The 15,580-nt window shown below is 65.4% G+C and carries 15 protein-coding genes; 9 read left to right on the top strand and 6 right to left on the bottom strand.

Going from position 1 to position 15,580, the window contains the following annotated elements; all coding sequences use genetic code 11:
- Nucleotide 1 precedes the first annotated feature (1 nt).
- Both A5655_RS13090 and A5655_RS13095 read right to left on the bottom strand, forming a co-directional pair.
- The gene (locus A5655_RS13090) at nt 2–889 is read right to left on the bottom strand and encodes an SDR family oxidoreductase (RefSeq protein WP_067010636.1); all 888 of its coding nucleotides are present in this window, start codon (nt 887–889) and stop codon (nt 2–4) included.
- Nucleotides 886–2,817, bottom strand: coding sequence for an NAD(P)/FAD-dependent oxidoreductase (locus A5655_RS13095; RefSeq protein ID WP_067010638.1), 1,932 nt, complete (start codon nt 2,815–2,817; stop codon nt 886–888). Before A5655_RS13095 ends, A5655_RS13090 begins: the two co-directional genes overlap by 4 nt.
- Before the next feature lie 102 nt (nt 2,818–2,919).
- Between A5655_RS13095 and A5655_RS13100 the strand changes: the two genes are divergently transcribed.
- Nucleotides 2,920–4,539 carry an acyl-CoA synthetase gene (locus A5655_RS13100; RefSeq protein ID WP_067010640.1) on the top strand — a complete coding sequence of 540 codons (1,620 nt, stop codon included), beginning with the start codon at nt 2,920–2,922 and terminating at the stop codon, nt 4,537–4,539.
- Here the strand turns inward: A5655_RS13100 and A5655_RS13105 are convergent.
- Entirely contained in the window at nt 4,523–5,425 is a 903-nt protein-coding gene (locus A5655_RS13105) for a hypothetical protein (protein ID WP_067010643.1), read from the bottom strand. The genes A5655_RS13100 and A5655_RS13105 overlap by 17 nt on opposite strands.
- Nucleotides 5,426–5,604: 179 nt before the next feature.
- Here A5655_RS13105 and A5655_RS13110 point away from each other — a divergent pair, with 179 nt between their 5' ends.
- From A5655_RS13110 to A5655_RS13140, 7 genes are all read left to right on the top strand, one after another.
- Entirely contained in the window at nt 5,605–6,219 is a 615-nt protein-coding gene (locus tag A5655_RS13110) for a TetR/AcrR family transcriptional regulator (protein WP_231999152.1), read from the top strand.
- 70 nt (nt 6,220–6,289) lie between these two features.
- Entirely contained in the window at nt 6,290–6,769 is a 480-nt protein-coding gene (locus A5655_RS13115; protein WP_067010645.1) for a nuclear transport factor 2 family protein, read from the top strand.
- Entirely contained in the window at nt 6,766–7,632 is an 867-nt protein-coding gene (locus tag A5655_RS13120) for an SDR family NAD(P)-dependent oxidoreductase (RefSeq protein WP_067010647.1), read from the top strand. Before A5655_RS13115 ends, A5655_RS13120 begins: the two co-directional genes overlap by 4 nt.
- Nucleotide 7,633: 1 nt before the next feature.
- The gene (locus A5655_RS13125) at nt 7,634–8,599 is read left to right on the top strand and encodes an alpha/beta hydrolase (protein WP_067010649.1); all 966 of its coding nucleotides are present in this window, start codon (nt 7,634–7,636) and stop codon (nt 8,597–8,599) included.
- Nucleotides 8,600–8,662: 63 nt separating this feature from the next.
- Nucleotides 8,663–9,739, top strand: a complete 1,077-nt coding sequence (locus tag A5655_RS13130) for a hypothetical protein (RefSeq protein WP_067010651.1) — start codon at nt 8,663–8,665, stop codon at nt 9,737–9,739.
- A 17-nt stretch (nt 9,740–9,756) separates the two neighbouring features.
- Nucleotides 9,757–10,539 carry an SDR family NAD(P)-dependent oxidoreductase gene (locus tag A5655_RS13135; RefSeq protein WP_067010653.1) on the top strand — a complete coding sequence of 261 codons (783 nt, stop codon included), beginning with the start codon at nt 9,757–9,759 and terminating at the stop codon, nt 10,537–10,539.
- A gap of 143 nt (nt 10,540–10,682) precedes the next feature.
- A complete protein-coding gene (locus tag A5655_RS13140; RefSeq protein WP_067010655.1) occupies nt 10,683–11,558 on the top strand; it encodes a cyclopropane mycolic acid synthase family methyltransferase in 876 nt (291 codons plus the stop codon).
- Between the two features lie 9 nt (nt 11,559–11,567).
- Here A5655_RS13140 and A5655_RS13145 read toward each other — a convergent pair whose 3' ends face one another.
- A complete protein-coding gene (locus A5655_RS13145; protein WP_231999153.1) occupies nt 11,568–11,819 on the bottom strand; it encodes a ferredoxin in 252 nt (83 codons plus the stop codon).
- Nucleotides 11,820–11,869: 50 nt separating this feature from the next.
- Nucleotides 11,870–12,994 (bottom strand): Rieske 2Fe-2S domain-containing protein, encoded by a 1,125-nt coding sequence (locus tag A5655_RS13150; RefSeq protein WP_067010660.1) that lies wholly within the window; start codon nt 12,992–12,994, stop codon nt 11,870–11,872.
- 101 nt (nt 12,995–13,095) lie between these two features.
- Between A5655_RS13150 and A5655_RS13155 the strand changes: the two genes are divergently transcribed.
- Nucleotides 13,096–14,799 (top strand): 3-ketosteroid-delta-1-dehydrogenase, encoded by a 1,704-nt coding sequence (locus A5655_RS13155; protein ID WP_197508683.1) that lies wholly within the window; start codon nt 13,096–13,098, stop codon nt 14,797–14,799.
- Here the strand turns inward: A5655_RS13155 and A5655_RS13160 are convergent.
- Complete coding sequence (locus tag A5655_RS13160) at nt 14,796–15,470, bottom strand: PadR family transcriptional regulator (RefSeq protein ID WP_067010662.1); 675 nt, start codon at nt 15,468–15,470, stop codon at nt 14,796–14,798. The two genes, A5655_RS13155 and A5655_RS13160, sit on opposite strands and share 4 nt — an antisense overlap.
- Nucleotides 15,471–15,580: the final 110 nt, after the last annotated feature.

Genomic DNA, 15,580 nt, shown 5'->3' on the forward strand with positions numbered 1-15,580 from the left:
TCTACAGACCGGCGGGCAAAATATTCGGATTGGCCGTCGGCGGAGGTTGCAGGGGTGGGAACAACTCGTCGCCGTCGAGGCTGTGCACCGGCAACTGTTGCGACCACGGATAGTGCAGGCTGAACGCGACCAGTCCGGTGCGCTCGGCCGCGGGCAGGTGACACATCGCCAATACGGTTTCGGCCAGGTATTCCACGGGTTCGGTCGGGAAAGACTCCGGGATCAACGCGTCCGCGCCGGGGGTACGGACGGCCGTCGACGGTCCGACGCAGTTGACCGCGATGTTGGCGTCGAGCAGTTCGGCGGCCACGCCCTGGGTGAAACGGTGCAGCGCAGCCTTCATGGACGCGTAGACGACGTCGCCGGCCGTCCTGTTGTAGTCCCGGTACGGCCGCACCGGGGCCACACCGGTCACCGAGCCGATGTTGACGATCCAGCCCGCACCCTGCTTGCGCATGTGCGGCACAGCGGATTTCGCCAGGACGAACGGCACCCGCAGGTAGTGCTCCACCGTGCGGTCGAAGGTTTCCAGGCTCATGTCCTCGACTGGCGAGTAGTCGGCGAAACCGGCGTTGTTGACCAGGATGTCGATCCGGCCGGTGCGGTCGAGCACCGCGTCGATCAACCCGTCGCGCTGTTCGGCGTCCTCCAGGTCGGCCGCGACGCCGAACGCCTGGCCACCGGCGGCCTCGATCAGCTCGATGGTCTCGGCGATGGTGCCGGGCAGGGCGGAAGTCGTTCCGGCGCGCACCGACAAGGACGGCGTGTGCGACCGGGCCGTGACCGCCACGGTGGCGCCTTCGGCGGCCAGCCGCTGGGCGATTGCGCGGCCGATTCCCCGGCTGCTGCCCGTTACCAAAGCCGTTTTGCCGCAGAGTAACCGGCTCATCGCAGCGTGAGATCCTCTTCGAGCGGAGCCCTATGGTCGCGCCAGAAGTCGATCAGGCGATACGGGAAGGCGGTCACGATCCGCCCTCCTCCGGAGCGGTAGTAGGTATGGGCGGACGGGGTATGGCACCAGACGGTGCCGGCCATGGTCGCATCGATATCGGCGACATACCGCTCGTATGCGCTCTGTGTGACTTCGATGGTGGCTGCTTTGCGCAGCGCCATCAATTGCAGGCACTCCATGACGTAGTGCACCATCACCTCGACGCCAAAGTTATGGCCGGCCCCGTGTCCCGGGCTGTAATTGGGCGCCGAGGAAATGAACATGTTCGGGAAGCCGGGCACCATCCCGCCGCGGTAGGCGCGCGGGATGTCGCCCCATTCCTCGTTCAGCGTCCTGCCGCCGCGGCCCCGGATGTCCACGGTGGAAAGGAAATCCAGGTAGTAGCCGGTCGCGTAGACGATGACGTCGAGGTCGATCTGCCTGCCGTCGGCCGTCACGATCCCAGCCTCGTTGACCCGGGCCGGCTCGCCGGCCTCGACGTCCACATGCTCGCGTGCCAGCGCGGCGTAATACCCGCCCGGATCGCGGATGATCCGCTTACCGTACGGAGCGAAGTCCGGTGTCACCTTGCGGGCCAGGTCACTGCCGGCGCCGAATACCCGGTCGATGTAAGCCAGGCACATCTTCAGCAGCGCGTCGTTGGCCGGTGAGATCGACAGGTGCTCGGCCGCCCATTCCGGGTCGTGCAAGATCACCGGGTAGTTGTTGTCCGATGTGCCCCAATAGGATTTGAGCCGCACCCAATTCGCGTAGTACGGCAGCCGGGTGCCCAACCAGCGCTGGTAGCCGGGAACGTCGTCGGTCGCCCGCCTTCGCGGCGCCACCCAATGGGGCTGACGCTGGAACACGGTCAGGTGCGCGACTTGGTCCACGCACGCGTCGACGATCTGCACCGCGGTGCAACCGGCGCCGATGACGGCAACCCTCTTGCCCGTCAGGTCCAGATCGGGATCCCACTGCGCGGAATGGATGGAAGCTCCCGAGAACGTCTCGCGGCCAGGCAAATTCGGCCAGCGGGGCCGGTTGAGGTAACCGGCGGCCGGGATCACCACGTTGGCATAACTCACATCCCGGGCGCCGTCGGGGCCGACCGAGTGGATCTGCCATTGCCCGCGCGTTTCGTCCCACCAGAGTGCTTCGACCTCGGTACCGAACCGGGTGCGCTTCCGCAGATCGTTCTTGTCGGCCACCGAAACCAGGTAGGACTGGTACTCCGCGCCCATGGGGTAGTAGCTGGACCAATCCCCTTTGATATCCCGCGATAGCGAGTAAAACGCCGATGGTGTGTCCACGCCGATGCCCGGATAGGTGGTGGTGTACCAGGTGCCCCCGACTTCGTCGTTTCGGTCGAAGATCTGGTAGTCGATGCCGGCATCGGCCAACTCCAGCGCGGCGGTCAGCCCGGCGATACCCGCGCCGACGATCGCGACCCGAAAGCCATCAGGGAGCTTGGCGGTGCGCGGCAGCACCGGCTGTGACGGCTGGAACCCGCCCTGCTCCAACAGCAGCGGGATGTAATCGGAGTCGACCGTGCCTCCGAGCGCCACCGGCGCAATTCGCGCGAACAGGTCGGCGTCATCGGCAGGCACGGCGGTGGCCGGGCGGGGTGAACGCAGTGCCGCGACCACCGCATCGACGAGCGCTGCGGCCGTCTCGGGGTCGGTGACACCCGCCTGCTCCGGCGGGTCGGGCACGTGAGAGATCTTCGCGGCGAACCGGTCAACCACCGCCGGGTCACCGGTCAGTTGCGCCAGCACGGCGACCAGCACACCAGGGTCCGCCTGGCACAGGTTGGCCCGCAGCTCGTCAGGATCCCAATCCACCCGTCCGGTGCTTTCAGCCGTGACGGGGACACCAGCGCTCATGCCAACGAGTATCGAGGCCGTCCGCACGGATGTGAGGGTCCCTGTCTACTCAGCGGGACGCTGACGGCCCCCGACTCGACGTCGGCGCCTAACGTGGCGGGCATGCAGTCCGACGACCTGGACGCGATCATCGCGCGGGCGCGCAGCCACGGGCTCGGGGATATCCCCCGCCGGTCGGCCCGCCGACACCCGGGCAAGACGGCGGTCATCGACGGCGACGTCGTGCTGAGTTTCGCCGAGTTCGACAGGCTGGTCGACCGCGCGGCGGCGGCGTTGCACGACAACGGCTTTGGGCCCGGGGATCGTGTCGCTCTGCTGTCGCGCAACTGCTGGCAGTATGCCGTGCTGGCGTTCGCGACGGCCCGGGCCGGGGTGGTCCTGGTCCCGGTCAACTTCATGCTGACCGCCGAGGAGATCTCCTACATCCTCGGCCACAGTCGGGCCGGCGGATTCATTGTCGAAGCGGATCTGTCGGCGACGGCCGAAGAGGCGATGCGCCGCGGTGGCGTGGTCAAAGCCCGCGTCGCTCTGGTGCCCGCCGGGCAGCACAGCCCCTCCGGCTGGGACGATTTCGCGCGGTGGCTGACCACCGACACCGTGGCGCCCGACCCGCGCGTCGACGACGACCAGCTGGTGCGGTTGATGTATACGAGCGGCACCGAATCCCATCCGAAGGCGGCCATGCACACCAGCCGCAGCCTGATGTGGCAGTACGTGAGCACCATTCTGGCCGGCGAGATGTCCCATGACGACGTCGAGATCCACTCGTTGCCGCTCTATCACTGCGCGCAGCTGGACAACTTCCTTGCGACCGACATCTACCTCGGCGCCACCAGCATCATCCTGCCGCGACCCGACCCCGAAACGGTGCTTCGCGCGATCGAGCGGTACCGGGTCACCAACTACTTCGCGCCCCCAACGGTGTGGATCTCGCTGCTGCGATCGCCGGTGTTCGACGAGGTGGACCTATCGAGCTTGCGCAAGGGCTACTACGGCGCCTCGGCGATGCCGGTCGAGATCCTGGCCGAGATGCGGCAACGGTTGCCCAATTTGCGGCTGTGGAATTTCTACGGCCAGACGGAAATGGCACCGCTGGCCTCCGCACTGGGCCCCGATGAACAAGACGCGCACGCCGGTTCGGCCGGGCGCCCCGTCGCCAACGTTGAGACGATGATCCTCGACGCCGACGACATCCCGGTCGCCACCGGGGTGGTGGGTGAAATCGCGCACCGCAGTCCGCATTTGATGCTCGGCTATCTGGACGACCCTGAACGCAACGCCGATGCCTTCAGGGGCGGCTGGTTTCACTCGGGCGACCTGGGTTTCTACGACGAGCACGGGCTGTTGCATGTCGTTGATCGCAAAAAAGACATGATCAAGACCGGCGGTGAAAACGTCGCCAGTCGCGAGGTCGAGGAGGTCCTATACCGCCACAACGGAATTCAAGAGGTCGCGGTCTTCGGCCTCGCGCACCCGGTGTGGGTGGAGGCCGTGGTCGCCGCGATCGTTCCCCGCGACGGTGTCACGCTGACCGAGGAGGACGTCGTCGGCCACTGTCGCGAGCACCTGGCCGGATTCAAAACGCCCAAGCGTGTCTTCTTCGTAGATTCGCTGCCGAAAAATCCCAGCGGCAAGCTGCTGAAACGCGTACTGCGAGAACGTTTCGGTTCTGCGACCGCTAACCGGGCCGAGGCTGTGGAATCGGTCAGGAGACTCCGATGATGGGGATCTTTTTCATCGCGCTGGCCCGGGGGTCGGGCGCGGCCGCGGCGGCTCGGTGGTTTTCCTCGCCGCGGGTGTAGGTCCAGACGCAGAACGGCTCGCCCTGGGCGAACTTGAAATCCTTTGGTGGCAAGTTGATGTCGAGTTTGCATCCCGGAAAGAACGGCGCGGAAATCCGCTGCTCGAACGTGCAGTTCATCCAAGCACGTGCCGGTGGGTAGAGGCCTTCGTCGGTGTATTTTTGCAGCACTTCACATCGACGCATGTTGAGGACCACGTGGTCGGGATTGTGAACGATGTATTCACCGCCGTAGCCGAGCGTCCCGTCGATGCTGAGGCAGGCCAATTTGAGGAAGTCGACGACGTGCACCGGCTCGATCCCGAGCACCTTGGCCAGCTTGGGGTATTCGTAATCGATGATCAGTTGATACATGTCTGGCAGGCCCAGCCACACTTCGTCTTCCGGGATGATCTTCGTCCACTGATCGATGAAGTAGTTGTGCCCCTTGAGATACTGGTCCCAGTACGTCTTTATCAGCCGGATGAGAGCATCTTTGGTGAGGTCCTCGGTCTGGACATCGAATGGGATGGCTTGGTACTGGGCGTTTTTCCAGTCCCAGCCTGGGGGTGCGATGAACCGGCCCATGGGCATTACCTGTCGCATCCCGGCGCGGGACACCTCGGCGGCGACATCCATGGCAGCGTTGATGCCTACCTTTGGGCCGTAGATGGTGACGTGAGCGTAGGGAACGAAGTTCAGGGTGTCCTCGAAGACACGGGCCAGCCCCACCAGGAAATCTCTCGAGAAATCCTGAATGTTGCCGACTTTGCCCATGAAGTCATGCGTGTAGTCGTCATAGTTCAAATCGTGTTCTGCCGTGGTCACCGGACTTCCTCCTCTGTAACGATGTCGGGCGCCTGTCAGATTCTGTCTGGTGTGGCAGAATCTGACAGCAGCATGTTAGGCACACCCGACGCCACCGGATCACTCAAGATGGCCACTGAATGGGACACCGGATGCCGTCTGGATCGCGATTCAGCCCCTGCGCGGAAAAGGAGTCCGAGGTGAGCGCGCCCGCCAGATCAACTCTGAGCGAACGGCGCGCGGATCAGCTCCGCTTGGATATCGCGATGGCTGCGCGCGACATCTTCCTGACCGAAGGGTCGACGTCGGCGACTGTTGAGCGCATCTGCGAGGCGGCCGGCATCGCGCCTCGCACCTTCCACCGCCACTTTCCGGTCAAAGAAGACGTCGTCATGCCGTTGTTTCGCGAGTTCGGCAGGCTGAGCGTTCAAGTCCTCCGAGACGCGCCAGCCACGAGCAACGCCGTCGACACGTTGGTGGAGGCGTTCAGCACCGAAGTCCCCAAACGCGGGCAGGTTGAGACAGACCGCCGGTTCCTTGCGCTGATGATCAACGATCCGCAATACCGACTGCGCTGGCTTGATTGGGGGCAAAACCTGGCCGAGCCCATCTCGGACTTTCTTGCCGCACGGTTCGATCTCGGTGCGGATCCCTTTCACCGCGAACTGCCGGCGCAACTCGTGATCCAATGCTGCAGACACGCATACGTTCGCTGGGTTGAGGATGGCAACTTTCGCCGCTTGAAATCCGGGTTGCGAATGGGCGTCGAGATGGCACTTGCATCCCTGTCGCCGCTTCCAGTCGGTCCGCGATAACGGCGCATCACGTTCCACTGACCGGGCATCGGGCCTGTCGCCCGGGCCACGCCCGGCGTTGACTAGCCCCATGGCCAATGACATCACGCTGCCCGAATTGCAGGAGTTCATCGCCGGCTTCTGGTACCACTACGACGAGGCCCACTACGACGAGATGGCGGCCAGTTATGCCGAGGATGTGCACTATCTGACCCGAAGCGATTCCGGCGCAAGCCCTTTCGAGGAATTGATGTCACCGGAGCTCAGCGGCCGTGAAGCGGTGATGGAGTGGCTGGCGGAGCACCGCGAACAGAGCCCGTACCCGTTGCGCCACCACGCCACCAACGTGCATCGCACCGGCGTCGACGGTGACGTCACCCGGGCGCGGTTCTACATCTTCGTCAACCAGATCGCCAACTTCGTGCCGTTCGCGGTGTCCAGCGGGGTCGTCAACGTCGGCGTCCGGCGCGGGGCCAGCGGCCTTGAGTTCACCGAGATGGACGTCGTCCTCGACGCCACCAACTCGGTGCTGCTCTCCGAGTTGGCCGCGGATAGCACCGCGGGTTCGTGAGCGCCGGGGAAGCATTTGCCGGCGGGGTCGCCGTCGTCACCGGAGCCGGCTCCGGGCTCGGCGCCGGCTTGGCGCGCCATGCCAGCGGGTTGGGGATGACCGTGGTGCTCGCGGACATCGACGGAGCGGCGGCCGCTCGGGTCGCCGAGGAACTGCGTGCCGCGGGTGGGTCGGCGGTCGACGTCGTCTGCGACGTGCGCGACCCCGACGCCGTGCAGGACCTCGCCGAGCGGGTGTACCGGGACGTCGGCGCGGTGCGCTTGCTGGTCAACAACGCCGGCGTCGAACAGTTCGGCTATCTGTGGGACACGCCGGTGGCCAATTGGCAGCGGACCATCGACATCAACGTCAGCGGCGTCTTTTACGGCGTGCGCGCCTTCCTGCCGAAGATGATGGCCACCGACGAGCGGGCGTGGGTGTGGAACGTCGCGTCGGTCGGTGCCGTGGTGGCGATTCCGCTGCAAGCCCCTTACATCGTCAGCAAGCATGCGGTGCTGGCGTTAACCGAGTGCCTGTACCTGGAGGTCGAATCGACCGGGCACGCCAATCACATTCACGTACAAGTTGTTCTTCCCGGCCCGGTGTCGTCCAGCATCTTCGAGTCGGCCGGCGGCATCGACGCCAACGGTGATGTGGTCGCCGCCGAGGCGCAACGCTCCGCGATGCTGGACCTCAAGGCCACGGCCATGGACCCCACGGACGCCGCCGGGGCGTTGTTCCAGCAGGCAATCGACGGACGCTTCTACCTGCACACCCACCCCGACGCGGTGGGCGCCGCGATGGCGGAGCGGGCCGACGTGCTTGCCTCACAACGCTCCCCGGCGCTGCGCACCCAAAGCCGCTTCGACACGACAAAGCGATGAGATGGTGACGCCCGCACTGGATCCCGATGCTGCCGCGCGCGTCGCATCCCTCGGTGAGATCCCGCCCATGCGGCGACGCGGCTTGGCGGCGGTGCGCGCCGGGCTGGAATCCACTCCCCCGCCCGAGGCGATGCCCGAAATGGCCCGCGTCACCGAGGCCTCCATCCCCGGACCGGCCGGAGCGATCCCGGCACGCATATACCGGCCCACCGATGATCCCGCGCAACCGGCGCTCGTCTACTTCCACGGCGGCGGGTTGGTGATGGGCTCCAACCACTCGTTCGAGCCGTTGGCACGTGAATTGGCATCGGCGGCGGCCGCCACCGTCGTCTCGGTGGATTACCGGCTCGCACCGGAATCACCGCCGCCCGCCCAGTTCGACGACGCCTACGCCGCGACCGAATGGGTCTCGCGAAGGGCAGCGGACCTGGGAGTCGATGCCCAGCGGATTGCGGTGGTCGGCGACAGCGCCGGCGGCTCGCTCGCGGCCGCGGTCGCGCTGGCCGCCCGGGACCGCGGCGGACCCGCGCTCTACGCACAGGTGCTGCTGTATCCCGGGCTTGATCGCGACATGTCCGTCCCTTCCCTTGCCGCGCAGGCGGATGCGCCGATGCTCACTCGCGACGACATCGACTACATGCACGCGCTCGTCGACGGTGATGCGGGTCCGCCCACCGACCGCTATCTGGTGCCGGCCTACGCCGCGGATCTGTCCGGACTTCCGCCGGCGATCGTGGTGACCGGCGGCTGCGATCCCATCCGGGATTGGGGTGAGCGGTACGCGGACCGGTTACGGGATGCCGGCGTGCAAATCGTCAGCGCACGCTATCCGGGGATGTACCACGGCTTCTTGATGCGCTCCGAGGCGACCGCGCGCGGCCGGCTGGCCATCGCCGAGATCGGTGCGCTGCTGCGGGCCAAGTTCAGCCATCCCGTTCCTTTTGCCGTCCCGATGACCGGACAGTGATCGCCCGAATCGCGCCGGCGCTGCCCACAATCGATCGATTCAGAACTGCAAAGGAGGCGGCTCATGCTCACCGATGAGCGGCGGATGGAGCTTTCCGACGTACTGCGACCCGCGGCACCACCCCGCGAGATCGACAACGTCTACACGGACGACCAACACGAACGCCTACTTGACGTCGTGCGCACCGAGGGTCCGTGGAAGCTGATCATCGCCCAACACTTCGCGTCGGCCGACGAGCTGATGGCGACGATGAGCGGTATGTTTCCGGAAGGATTCACCCCGTCGCTGGATTTGTTCCTGACGCCAACCTTTCGCGGTTACCTGGCCAACTACGGCGCCGTGCTCTACCCGCAACTGCACGACTGCTTCTACAACGCGCGGTTCCTTGAGTTGGCCAAGTCCTACTGGAGTGCCGAGTACGCAAAACCCCAGATGATGCTGTTCAACATCAACGGGCCGTGCGCCAATCGCGATCCGGGGCACCTGGATTCACCGAGCTTCCGCGGTGTGCGGTACGAGAACGCACCCACGTGGCTGTGCAGTGTCATGGGCAAGTCAGGTCTGTTCCGCGATTACCTGATCAAGATGGCGCAAGTCATCACCTGGTTCTCGCTGGATGCCGGCAGCGGCTTCACCTACTGGCCCGACGGGCCGCTGCGGCTGCCCCAGCGTGTGCTGCCGCCAATCAACAACCGCGGCGTCGTGGTGCAGAACGAGATGATGGTGCACCGCGGCGAGGCGAACGGGCGACTGGATCAACAGATTCCGCCCGGCCTGGCCTTCGACACCGTGTTCACCGGCGACCCGAGCCACCGCGACTACTGGTTGCTGAAGAACGGTGACGATGTGATCGCCCGCCACCACACCGACGAACTGCGCTTCCTGGTGCACTGGTCGGCCGAAGTGTTCGCCGATTACGACGAGCTGAAGAAGAATATGGAAGGCTCCGACGATCTTTCGGTCGAGCGGGCCATCGACATGATGGTCGACGATCTCAAAACCAAGGGCATCAAGCTCGACGTCCCCGGCGAACCGCTGCACGATCCGGCGTTCATCAGCGCGCTCAACGCCGCCTACGATCTGGGCGGCCCATCCGTATATCCCGAAGAAGCACCGATCAGCGCGTTCCAGCTGGCATAACCGAAAGGGCTTGCGTAATGGAGCGTTTCGCGGACCGACGCGTCATCGTCACCGGTGCCGGATCCGGCATCGGCCAGGCCACCGTGGCGAGGTTGCTCGATGAGGGCGCCACGGTCGTGGCCTACGACGTCTCGGCCGACGGGCTGGCACGCACCGCGGCCGCCGCCGACGACGCCGGCAGCGGTAAGCGACTGACCACCGCCGTCCTTGACATTTCCGACGAGGGCACCGTAACGGCCGCCGTGGATGCGGCGCTGTCCGAGCTCGGCGGGCTGGAAGTGCTGGTGAATGCGGCGGCAATCCAGCGCTGCGCCAACACCCACGAGCACACGCTGGCCGACTGGAACGCCACCCTCGCGGTCAACCTGACGGGCACCTTCCTGATGACCCGGCAGGCGCTTCCGGCGCTGCTGTCCTCCGGGCGGGGCGTGGTGGTCAACTTCACCTCCACCGCAGCGTCGTTCGCGCATCCCTACATGGCGGCGTATGCCGCCAGTAAGGGCGGAGTGTTGTCGTTTACGCACTCGCTGGCGCTCGAATACTCCAAGCAGGGGCTGCGCGCGGTCAACATCCAGCCCGGCGGGGTCTCCACGTCCCTCGCGCTCAGCACCCTGGACAAGATGCCCGACGGCTACGACCTCGGTCTCTGGGCCAAACAGACACCGCTGCTGCACGGGAAAGACAATGCCGTCCTGGGTGACCCGAGCGCCGTGGCTTCGGTGATCGCCATGGTCGCCTCTGACGACGGCGCGTTCATCACCGGCACCGAAATACGGATCGACGGCGGCGCACACGCCTGACAAATCGCGTAGTTTCGCTACCTCGTTGCGGCGCCGAATGCGTGTAGCGTCCCCACCGGATGGTGCGGATTAGTCGCGGGGGGAACCCGCGCCAGGCGTGAAGCCTGCAGGGAGTTCCTGCCCGAGCCGTTGCGAGAGGACGCATGCCAGAAAGCGCTCAGAGCCTGCGGCCCCACTTCGAGGACGTGCAGGCCCATTACGACCTGTCCGATGACTTCTTCGCGCTGTTCTTAGACCCGACACGGACGTACACCTGCGCCTACTTCGAGCGCGACGACATGACGCTGGAAGAGGCCCAGATGGCCAAGATCGACCTGGCGCTGGGCAAACTCGGCCTGCAGCCGGGCATGACGCTCCTCGATGTGGGCTGCGGTTGGGGTTCGGCGATGGTCCGTGCGCTGGAGAAGTACGACGTCAACGTCGTCGGCCTGACGCTGAGCAGAAACCAGGTGGCCTACGTCGAAAAGCTGTTTGCGGCGTCGCACAGCCCCCGTTCCAAGCGGGTGCTGCTCAAAGGCTGGGAGGAGTTTCACGAGCCGGTGGACCGGATCGTCGCGATCGGCCCGCTCGAGCATTTCGGCTACGACCGCCACGCCCCCTTCTTCAAGTGGGCCCATAACCTGTTGCCGGCCGACGGAACGATGCTCCTCCACACGATCGTGGTATTAAGCCGCGAGCAGATCCGGGAGCGGAACCTGCCGTTGACGATGTGGCATATCCGTTTCGTGAAATTCCTTCTGGAAGAGATCTTCCCCGGCGGCCGGCTGCCGACGGTGGAAATGGTCGAGGAGAATTCGACGGCGGTTGGGTTCAGCGTCAGCCGGATCCATCGGCTGCGGCCGCATTACAAGCGGACGCTCGACCTGTGGGCGGCGGCGCTGGAGGCGCACAAGAGCGAGGCGATCGCGATCCAATCCGAGGAGGTCTACGAGCGGTACATGCGGTACCTGACGGGCTGCGCCGAGTTGTTCCGCGACTGCTATACCGATCTGTGCCAGTTCACGCTTGAAAAGGGATAGTTCCCCCAATTACGGCGTGGCGCACACCGTTTCGTCGACGATCGGCAACGACCCGCACCGCACCGCGTCGGCTATCGACTCGCTCAGCGCCGAGCAGGCGAGGAAGATCCCCCGGCTACCCGGTACCGAGATCTGCTCCGCGTCATGGCGTTCGGCACACCGGGAGGTCGCGTCGGCGGTCCACTGCACGCTGGTCTGGTTCCAGCTGCTCTTTCTCGCCAGCACTTGCGCACCGCAGGTCCGGCACGGCACCGGAATCATCGGCACATCGTCCAGGCGGTTGTCTTCCCTGATCGGTGAATCACGCGCCATCATGGCTGGGCGGCCATGTTCGCCTCGACCTGTTGCATCCACGCCTCGTAGGGCCGCGTGGTGTCCAGCTCGAACTCGAAGCGTTCCACCATGTCTGGCTGCACGTCGGCGACATCGACATAAAACTGTTGGTACCAACGACGCAGCTGATACACCGGACCGTCCTCCTCGACCAGGAGCGGGTTATCGATACGCGCCTTGTGGCGCCAGATCTGCACATCCTGCTCGAAGCCCAGCTTCACGAAGTCGCCGAGACTGATCGCGGTCTGCATCGCGAGATCGTCGGGCAGCGCTTCGGATTTCTTGACGATGATGCCGTATTGCAGCACAAAGGAATTCGCATCGATCGGGTAGTGGCAATTGATGAGCACCGTGTGGTGGTCGGCGTCCGGGTAGTGGTAGGTCAGGTCGTCGACCATGAAGGACGGGCCCCAGTAGGACGCCACCGAGGTAGTGCCGAGCATCTGCGCACCTTCGGTGCCGCCGAGGTCGGGACGGCCCGCGCTGTTCATGTACTGCGTCGCCACGTGTCCTTCGAAGATGTTCTTGAAATGCGTGGGCAACGACCCGTGGATGTAGAAGAAGTGCGCCATATCCACGACGTTGTCGATGATTTCGCGGCAGTTGGTGTTCACGACGGTCGTATACCAGTGCCAGTCGGTCCAATCGTCGCTGGAGGCACCGTCGATACGCGGGATGCTGACCTCGGGTGGGGGCGGGTTGTCTTCCGGGTCGTTCCACACGAACAACATGCCGTCTTGCTCCAGCGTGTTCCAGGCCTGCGTGCGGGCCAGCCGCGGGGTGCGCCTGCTGTACGGGACTTGCTTGCATCGCCCGTCGCCGCCCCAGCGCCAGTCATGGAACGGACACGCGATCTCGCTGCCCTTGACCTGGCCCTGGGAGAGGTCACCGCCCATGTGCCGGCAGTAGCCGTCAAGGACGTTGATGTTGCCGTCCGCGCCGCGGAACACGACAAGTTTCTGGCCGAAGGCGTTGACCGCGTGCGGTTTGCCGTCACCGAACTCACGTAACAGGCCCAGGCAGTGCCAGCCGCGGGCAAACCGCGTCGGTGTGGCCTGCGCTTCGATGAGCCGAACTTGGCCGGCGTCGCGCTGCGATGTCATATGCGATATTTCAACCCGCGAGCGGAGCCGCGGGGGCGGCTTGTTCCACTCATCAGGAGGGCTCTTCCGCCGCAGCGTCGACGCGGCATACCGTTCTCAGCGTGACTCAGCACAGCACGACCATTCCCGTCGGACTTCCGGTGGCCGATACCACGGTGGACCTGCTGGTAGTCGGCTCGGGCACCGGCATGGCGGCTGCGCTGGCGGCGCATGAGTTGGGATTGTCCGTGCTCATCGTCGAGAAGTCGTCCTACGTGGGCGGCTCGACCGCCCGGTCCGGGGGCGCCTTGTGGCTGCCGGCCGGACCGGTGCTGGCCGATGCAGGCGCCAACGACACCGCCGAGCGCGCCACGACCTACCTGGAGGCGGTAGTCGCCGGCTCGGCACCCCACCAGCGTTCCGTCGGCTTTGTCACGCATCTGTCGGCGACAGTCGAAATGTTGCGCCGCACGACGCCGCTGCGGCTGTTCTGGGCCCGCGACTATTCCGACTACCACCCCGAGGAGCCCGGCGGCAGCGCGGCCGGACGCACCTGCGAGTGCCGGCCACTGGACACGTCGATTCTCGGTGAGTACCGCACCCGACTCAGGCCGGGCGTGCTGGAGGCGGGCGTCTCGATCCCGACGACCGGTGCCGACTACCGCTGGATGAACCTCGTGGTTCGGGTGCCCCATAAGGGCATTCCCACGTTCGCCAAGCGGGTGGCACAGGGCGTGGGCGGCCGTCTGCTGGGCCGGCGCTATGCGGCGGGCGGGCAGGGCCTGACGGCCGGGCTGTTCGCAGGCGTGCTGCGCGCCGGCATCCCGGTGTGGACCGACACCACTCTGCTGCGCCTTGATAGCGACGGTGGCCGCGTGAGCGGCGCGGTCGTGAACCACCACGGCCGCGAGGTGACAATCACGGCGCGGCGCGGGGTTGTGTTGGCCACCGGGGGTTTCGACCACAGCATGGACATGCGGTGGAAATTCCAATCGGAATCGCTGGGGGACAACTTTAGTCTGGGCGCCGAATCCAACACCGGTGACGGCATCCGCGCGGCGCAAGAACTCGGCGCGGACATCGATTTGATGGATCAGGCGTGGTGGTTCCCGGCCGTCGCGCCGCTACCAGGCCATGCGCCCGTAGTGATGCTCGCCGAGCGGTCACTTCCCGGTTGCCTGATCGTGGATCAACACGGCCACCGGTTCTGCAACGAGTCGACCGACTACATGTCGTTCGGCCAGCAGTTGCTCGAACTGGAGCGGTCGGGCAGCCCGATCGAAGCGATGTGGATCATCTTCGATCAGCAGTACCGCAACAGTTATGTGTTTGGCGCGGAACTGTTTCCGCGGATGCCGCTTCCGCAGGCGTGGTACGACGCGGGCATCGCCGCTCGGGCCGACAGCCTCGCCGGACTGGCCGGACGCATCGGTGTTCCCGTGCCGGAGTTCGTCCAGACGATGGCCCGCTTCAACGAAAGCGCCTGCGCCGGACAGGATCCCGATTTCGGTCGGGGGCGCAGCGCCTACGACCGCTACTACGGCGACCCCACGATCACCCCGAACCCCAACCTGCGTCCGCTGGTCAAGGGCCCGTTCTACGCCGTGAAACTGGTACTCAGCGATCTGGGCACCTGCGGAGGCCTGAAGGCAGACGAACGGGCGCGGGTGCTGCGCGAGGACGGGAGCGTAATCGCCGGGTTGTACGCGATCGGCAATACCGCCGCCAACGCGTTTGGCACAACGTACCCGGGGGCGGGCGCGACAATCGCGCAGGGACTCGTCTACGGCTACATCGCGGCCCTCGACGCGGCGGGCACCGGCTAGTCAGCTGCGCGCTTGGCCTCGACCTGCTTCTCGATTTCACGCCAGTAGCCGGGCGTGGGCCGTGGTTTACCGAAACCGCTCTTGGCCGCCTTTTGGATGATGGTGTCGGCCTCGTCGATGTCTTTCATGAGTTCCAGCGCGAACTCACGTTCCGCGGCGTAGTACTTGGCCGCCCAGCGCAGCGCGATCACCGAATACGCCCACGCCGGTTCCGCCTCGGCGCCCTCGGCGTCCTCGACCGCTTTCTGGTGCCGGGCTTCCGCGTACGCGATGTGCTCCTGCAGCAGTTCCTTGAGTCGGGCCGGGTTGCTGAGGTGGCCGAAGGTGACTCGCAGCAGCACGCTGTGCTTGAGCACCGGCGGATCCACCGGTGCGCGATTCGTCCACTCGGTGACGGCGTTCATTCCCGCCAGGGTGATTTTGTACAGCCGGCGGGTACGGGTGCCCTCGTCGTGCTCGACGCGCGACGTAACCAGCCCCAGGCCCTCGAGCTTCTTCAGCTCGGTGTAGATCTGGCTGTACGACGGGCTCCAGTAGTACAGGTCGACGCTCCAGTCGATCCATTTCTTGAGGTCGTAGCCGGAGACTTCCTCTTCGTAGGACATCATGCCCAGCAGCGCCCAACTGGTGGCGGCCAGTGCCGGCTTCACCTGCTTGCCGCCATCGTCCATTTCGCAAGATTAACAACGTGGGTCACATGAATGCCTTCCGAGGACCGCTGGCCGGGACATCGAATTGCCGCGGCCTATTTGGCCTTCGACCGCTCCATCCACAGCAGCAC

The sequence above is a fragment of the Mycobacterium sp. 1081908.1 genome (genome assembly GCF_001673535.1).
Classification (GTDB): Bacteria; Actinomycetota; Actinomycetes; order Mycobacteriales; family Mycobacteriaceae; genus Mycobacterium.

Bases quoted from the DNA above. Each gene is read 5' to 3' on its own strand.
- A5655_RS13160 (WP_067010662.1), bottom strand. From the start codon at position 15,470: ATGGACGATGGCGGCAAGCAGGTGAAGCCGGCACTGGCCGCCACCAGT.
- A5655_RS13135 (WP_067010653.1), top strand. From the start codon at position 9,757: ATGGAGCGTTTCGCGGACCGACGCGTCATCGTCACCGGTGCCGGATCC.
- A5655_RS13145 (WP_231999153.1), bottom strand. From the start codon at position 11,819: ATGATTCCGGTGCCGTGCCGGACCTGCGGTGCGCAAGTGCTGGCGAGA.
- A5655_RS13095 (WP_067010638.1), bottom strand. From the start codon at position 2,817: ATGAGCGCTGGTGTCCCCGTCACGGCTGAAAGCACCGGACGGGTGGAT.
- A5655_RS13115 (WP_067010645.1), top strand. From the start codon at position 6,290: ATGGCCAATGACATCACGCTGCCCGAATTGCAGGAGTTCATCGCCGGC.
- A5655_RS13140 (WP_067010655.1), top strand. From the start codon at position 10,683: ATGCCAGAAAGCGCTCAGAGCCTGCGGCCCCACTTCGAGGACGTGCAG.
- A5655_RS13150 (WP_067010660.1), bottom strand. From the start codon at position 12,994: ATGACATCGCAGCGCGACGCCGGCCAAGTTCGGCTCATCGAAGCGCAG.
- A5655_RS13090 (WP_067010636.1), bottom strand. From the start codon at position 889: ATGAGCCGGTTACTCTGCGGCAAAACGGCTTTGGTAACGGGCAGCAGC.
- A5655_RS13100 (WP_067010640.1), top strand. From the start codon at position 2,920: ATGCAGTCCGACGACCTGGACGCGATCATCGCGCGGGCGCGCAGCCAC.
- A5655_RS13130 (WP_067010651.1), top strand. From the start codon at position 8,663: ATGCTCACCGATGAGCGGCGGATGGAGCTTTCCGACGTACTGCGACCC.
- A5655_RS13125 (WP_067010649.1), top strand. From the start codon at position 7,634: ATGGTGACGCCCGCACTGGATCCCGATGCTGCCGCGCGCGTCGCATCC.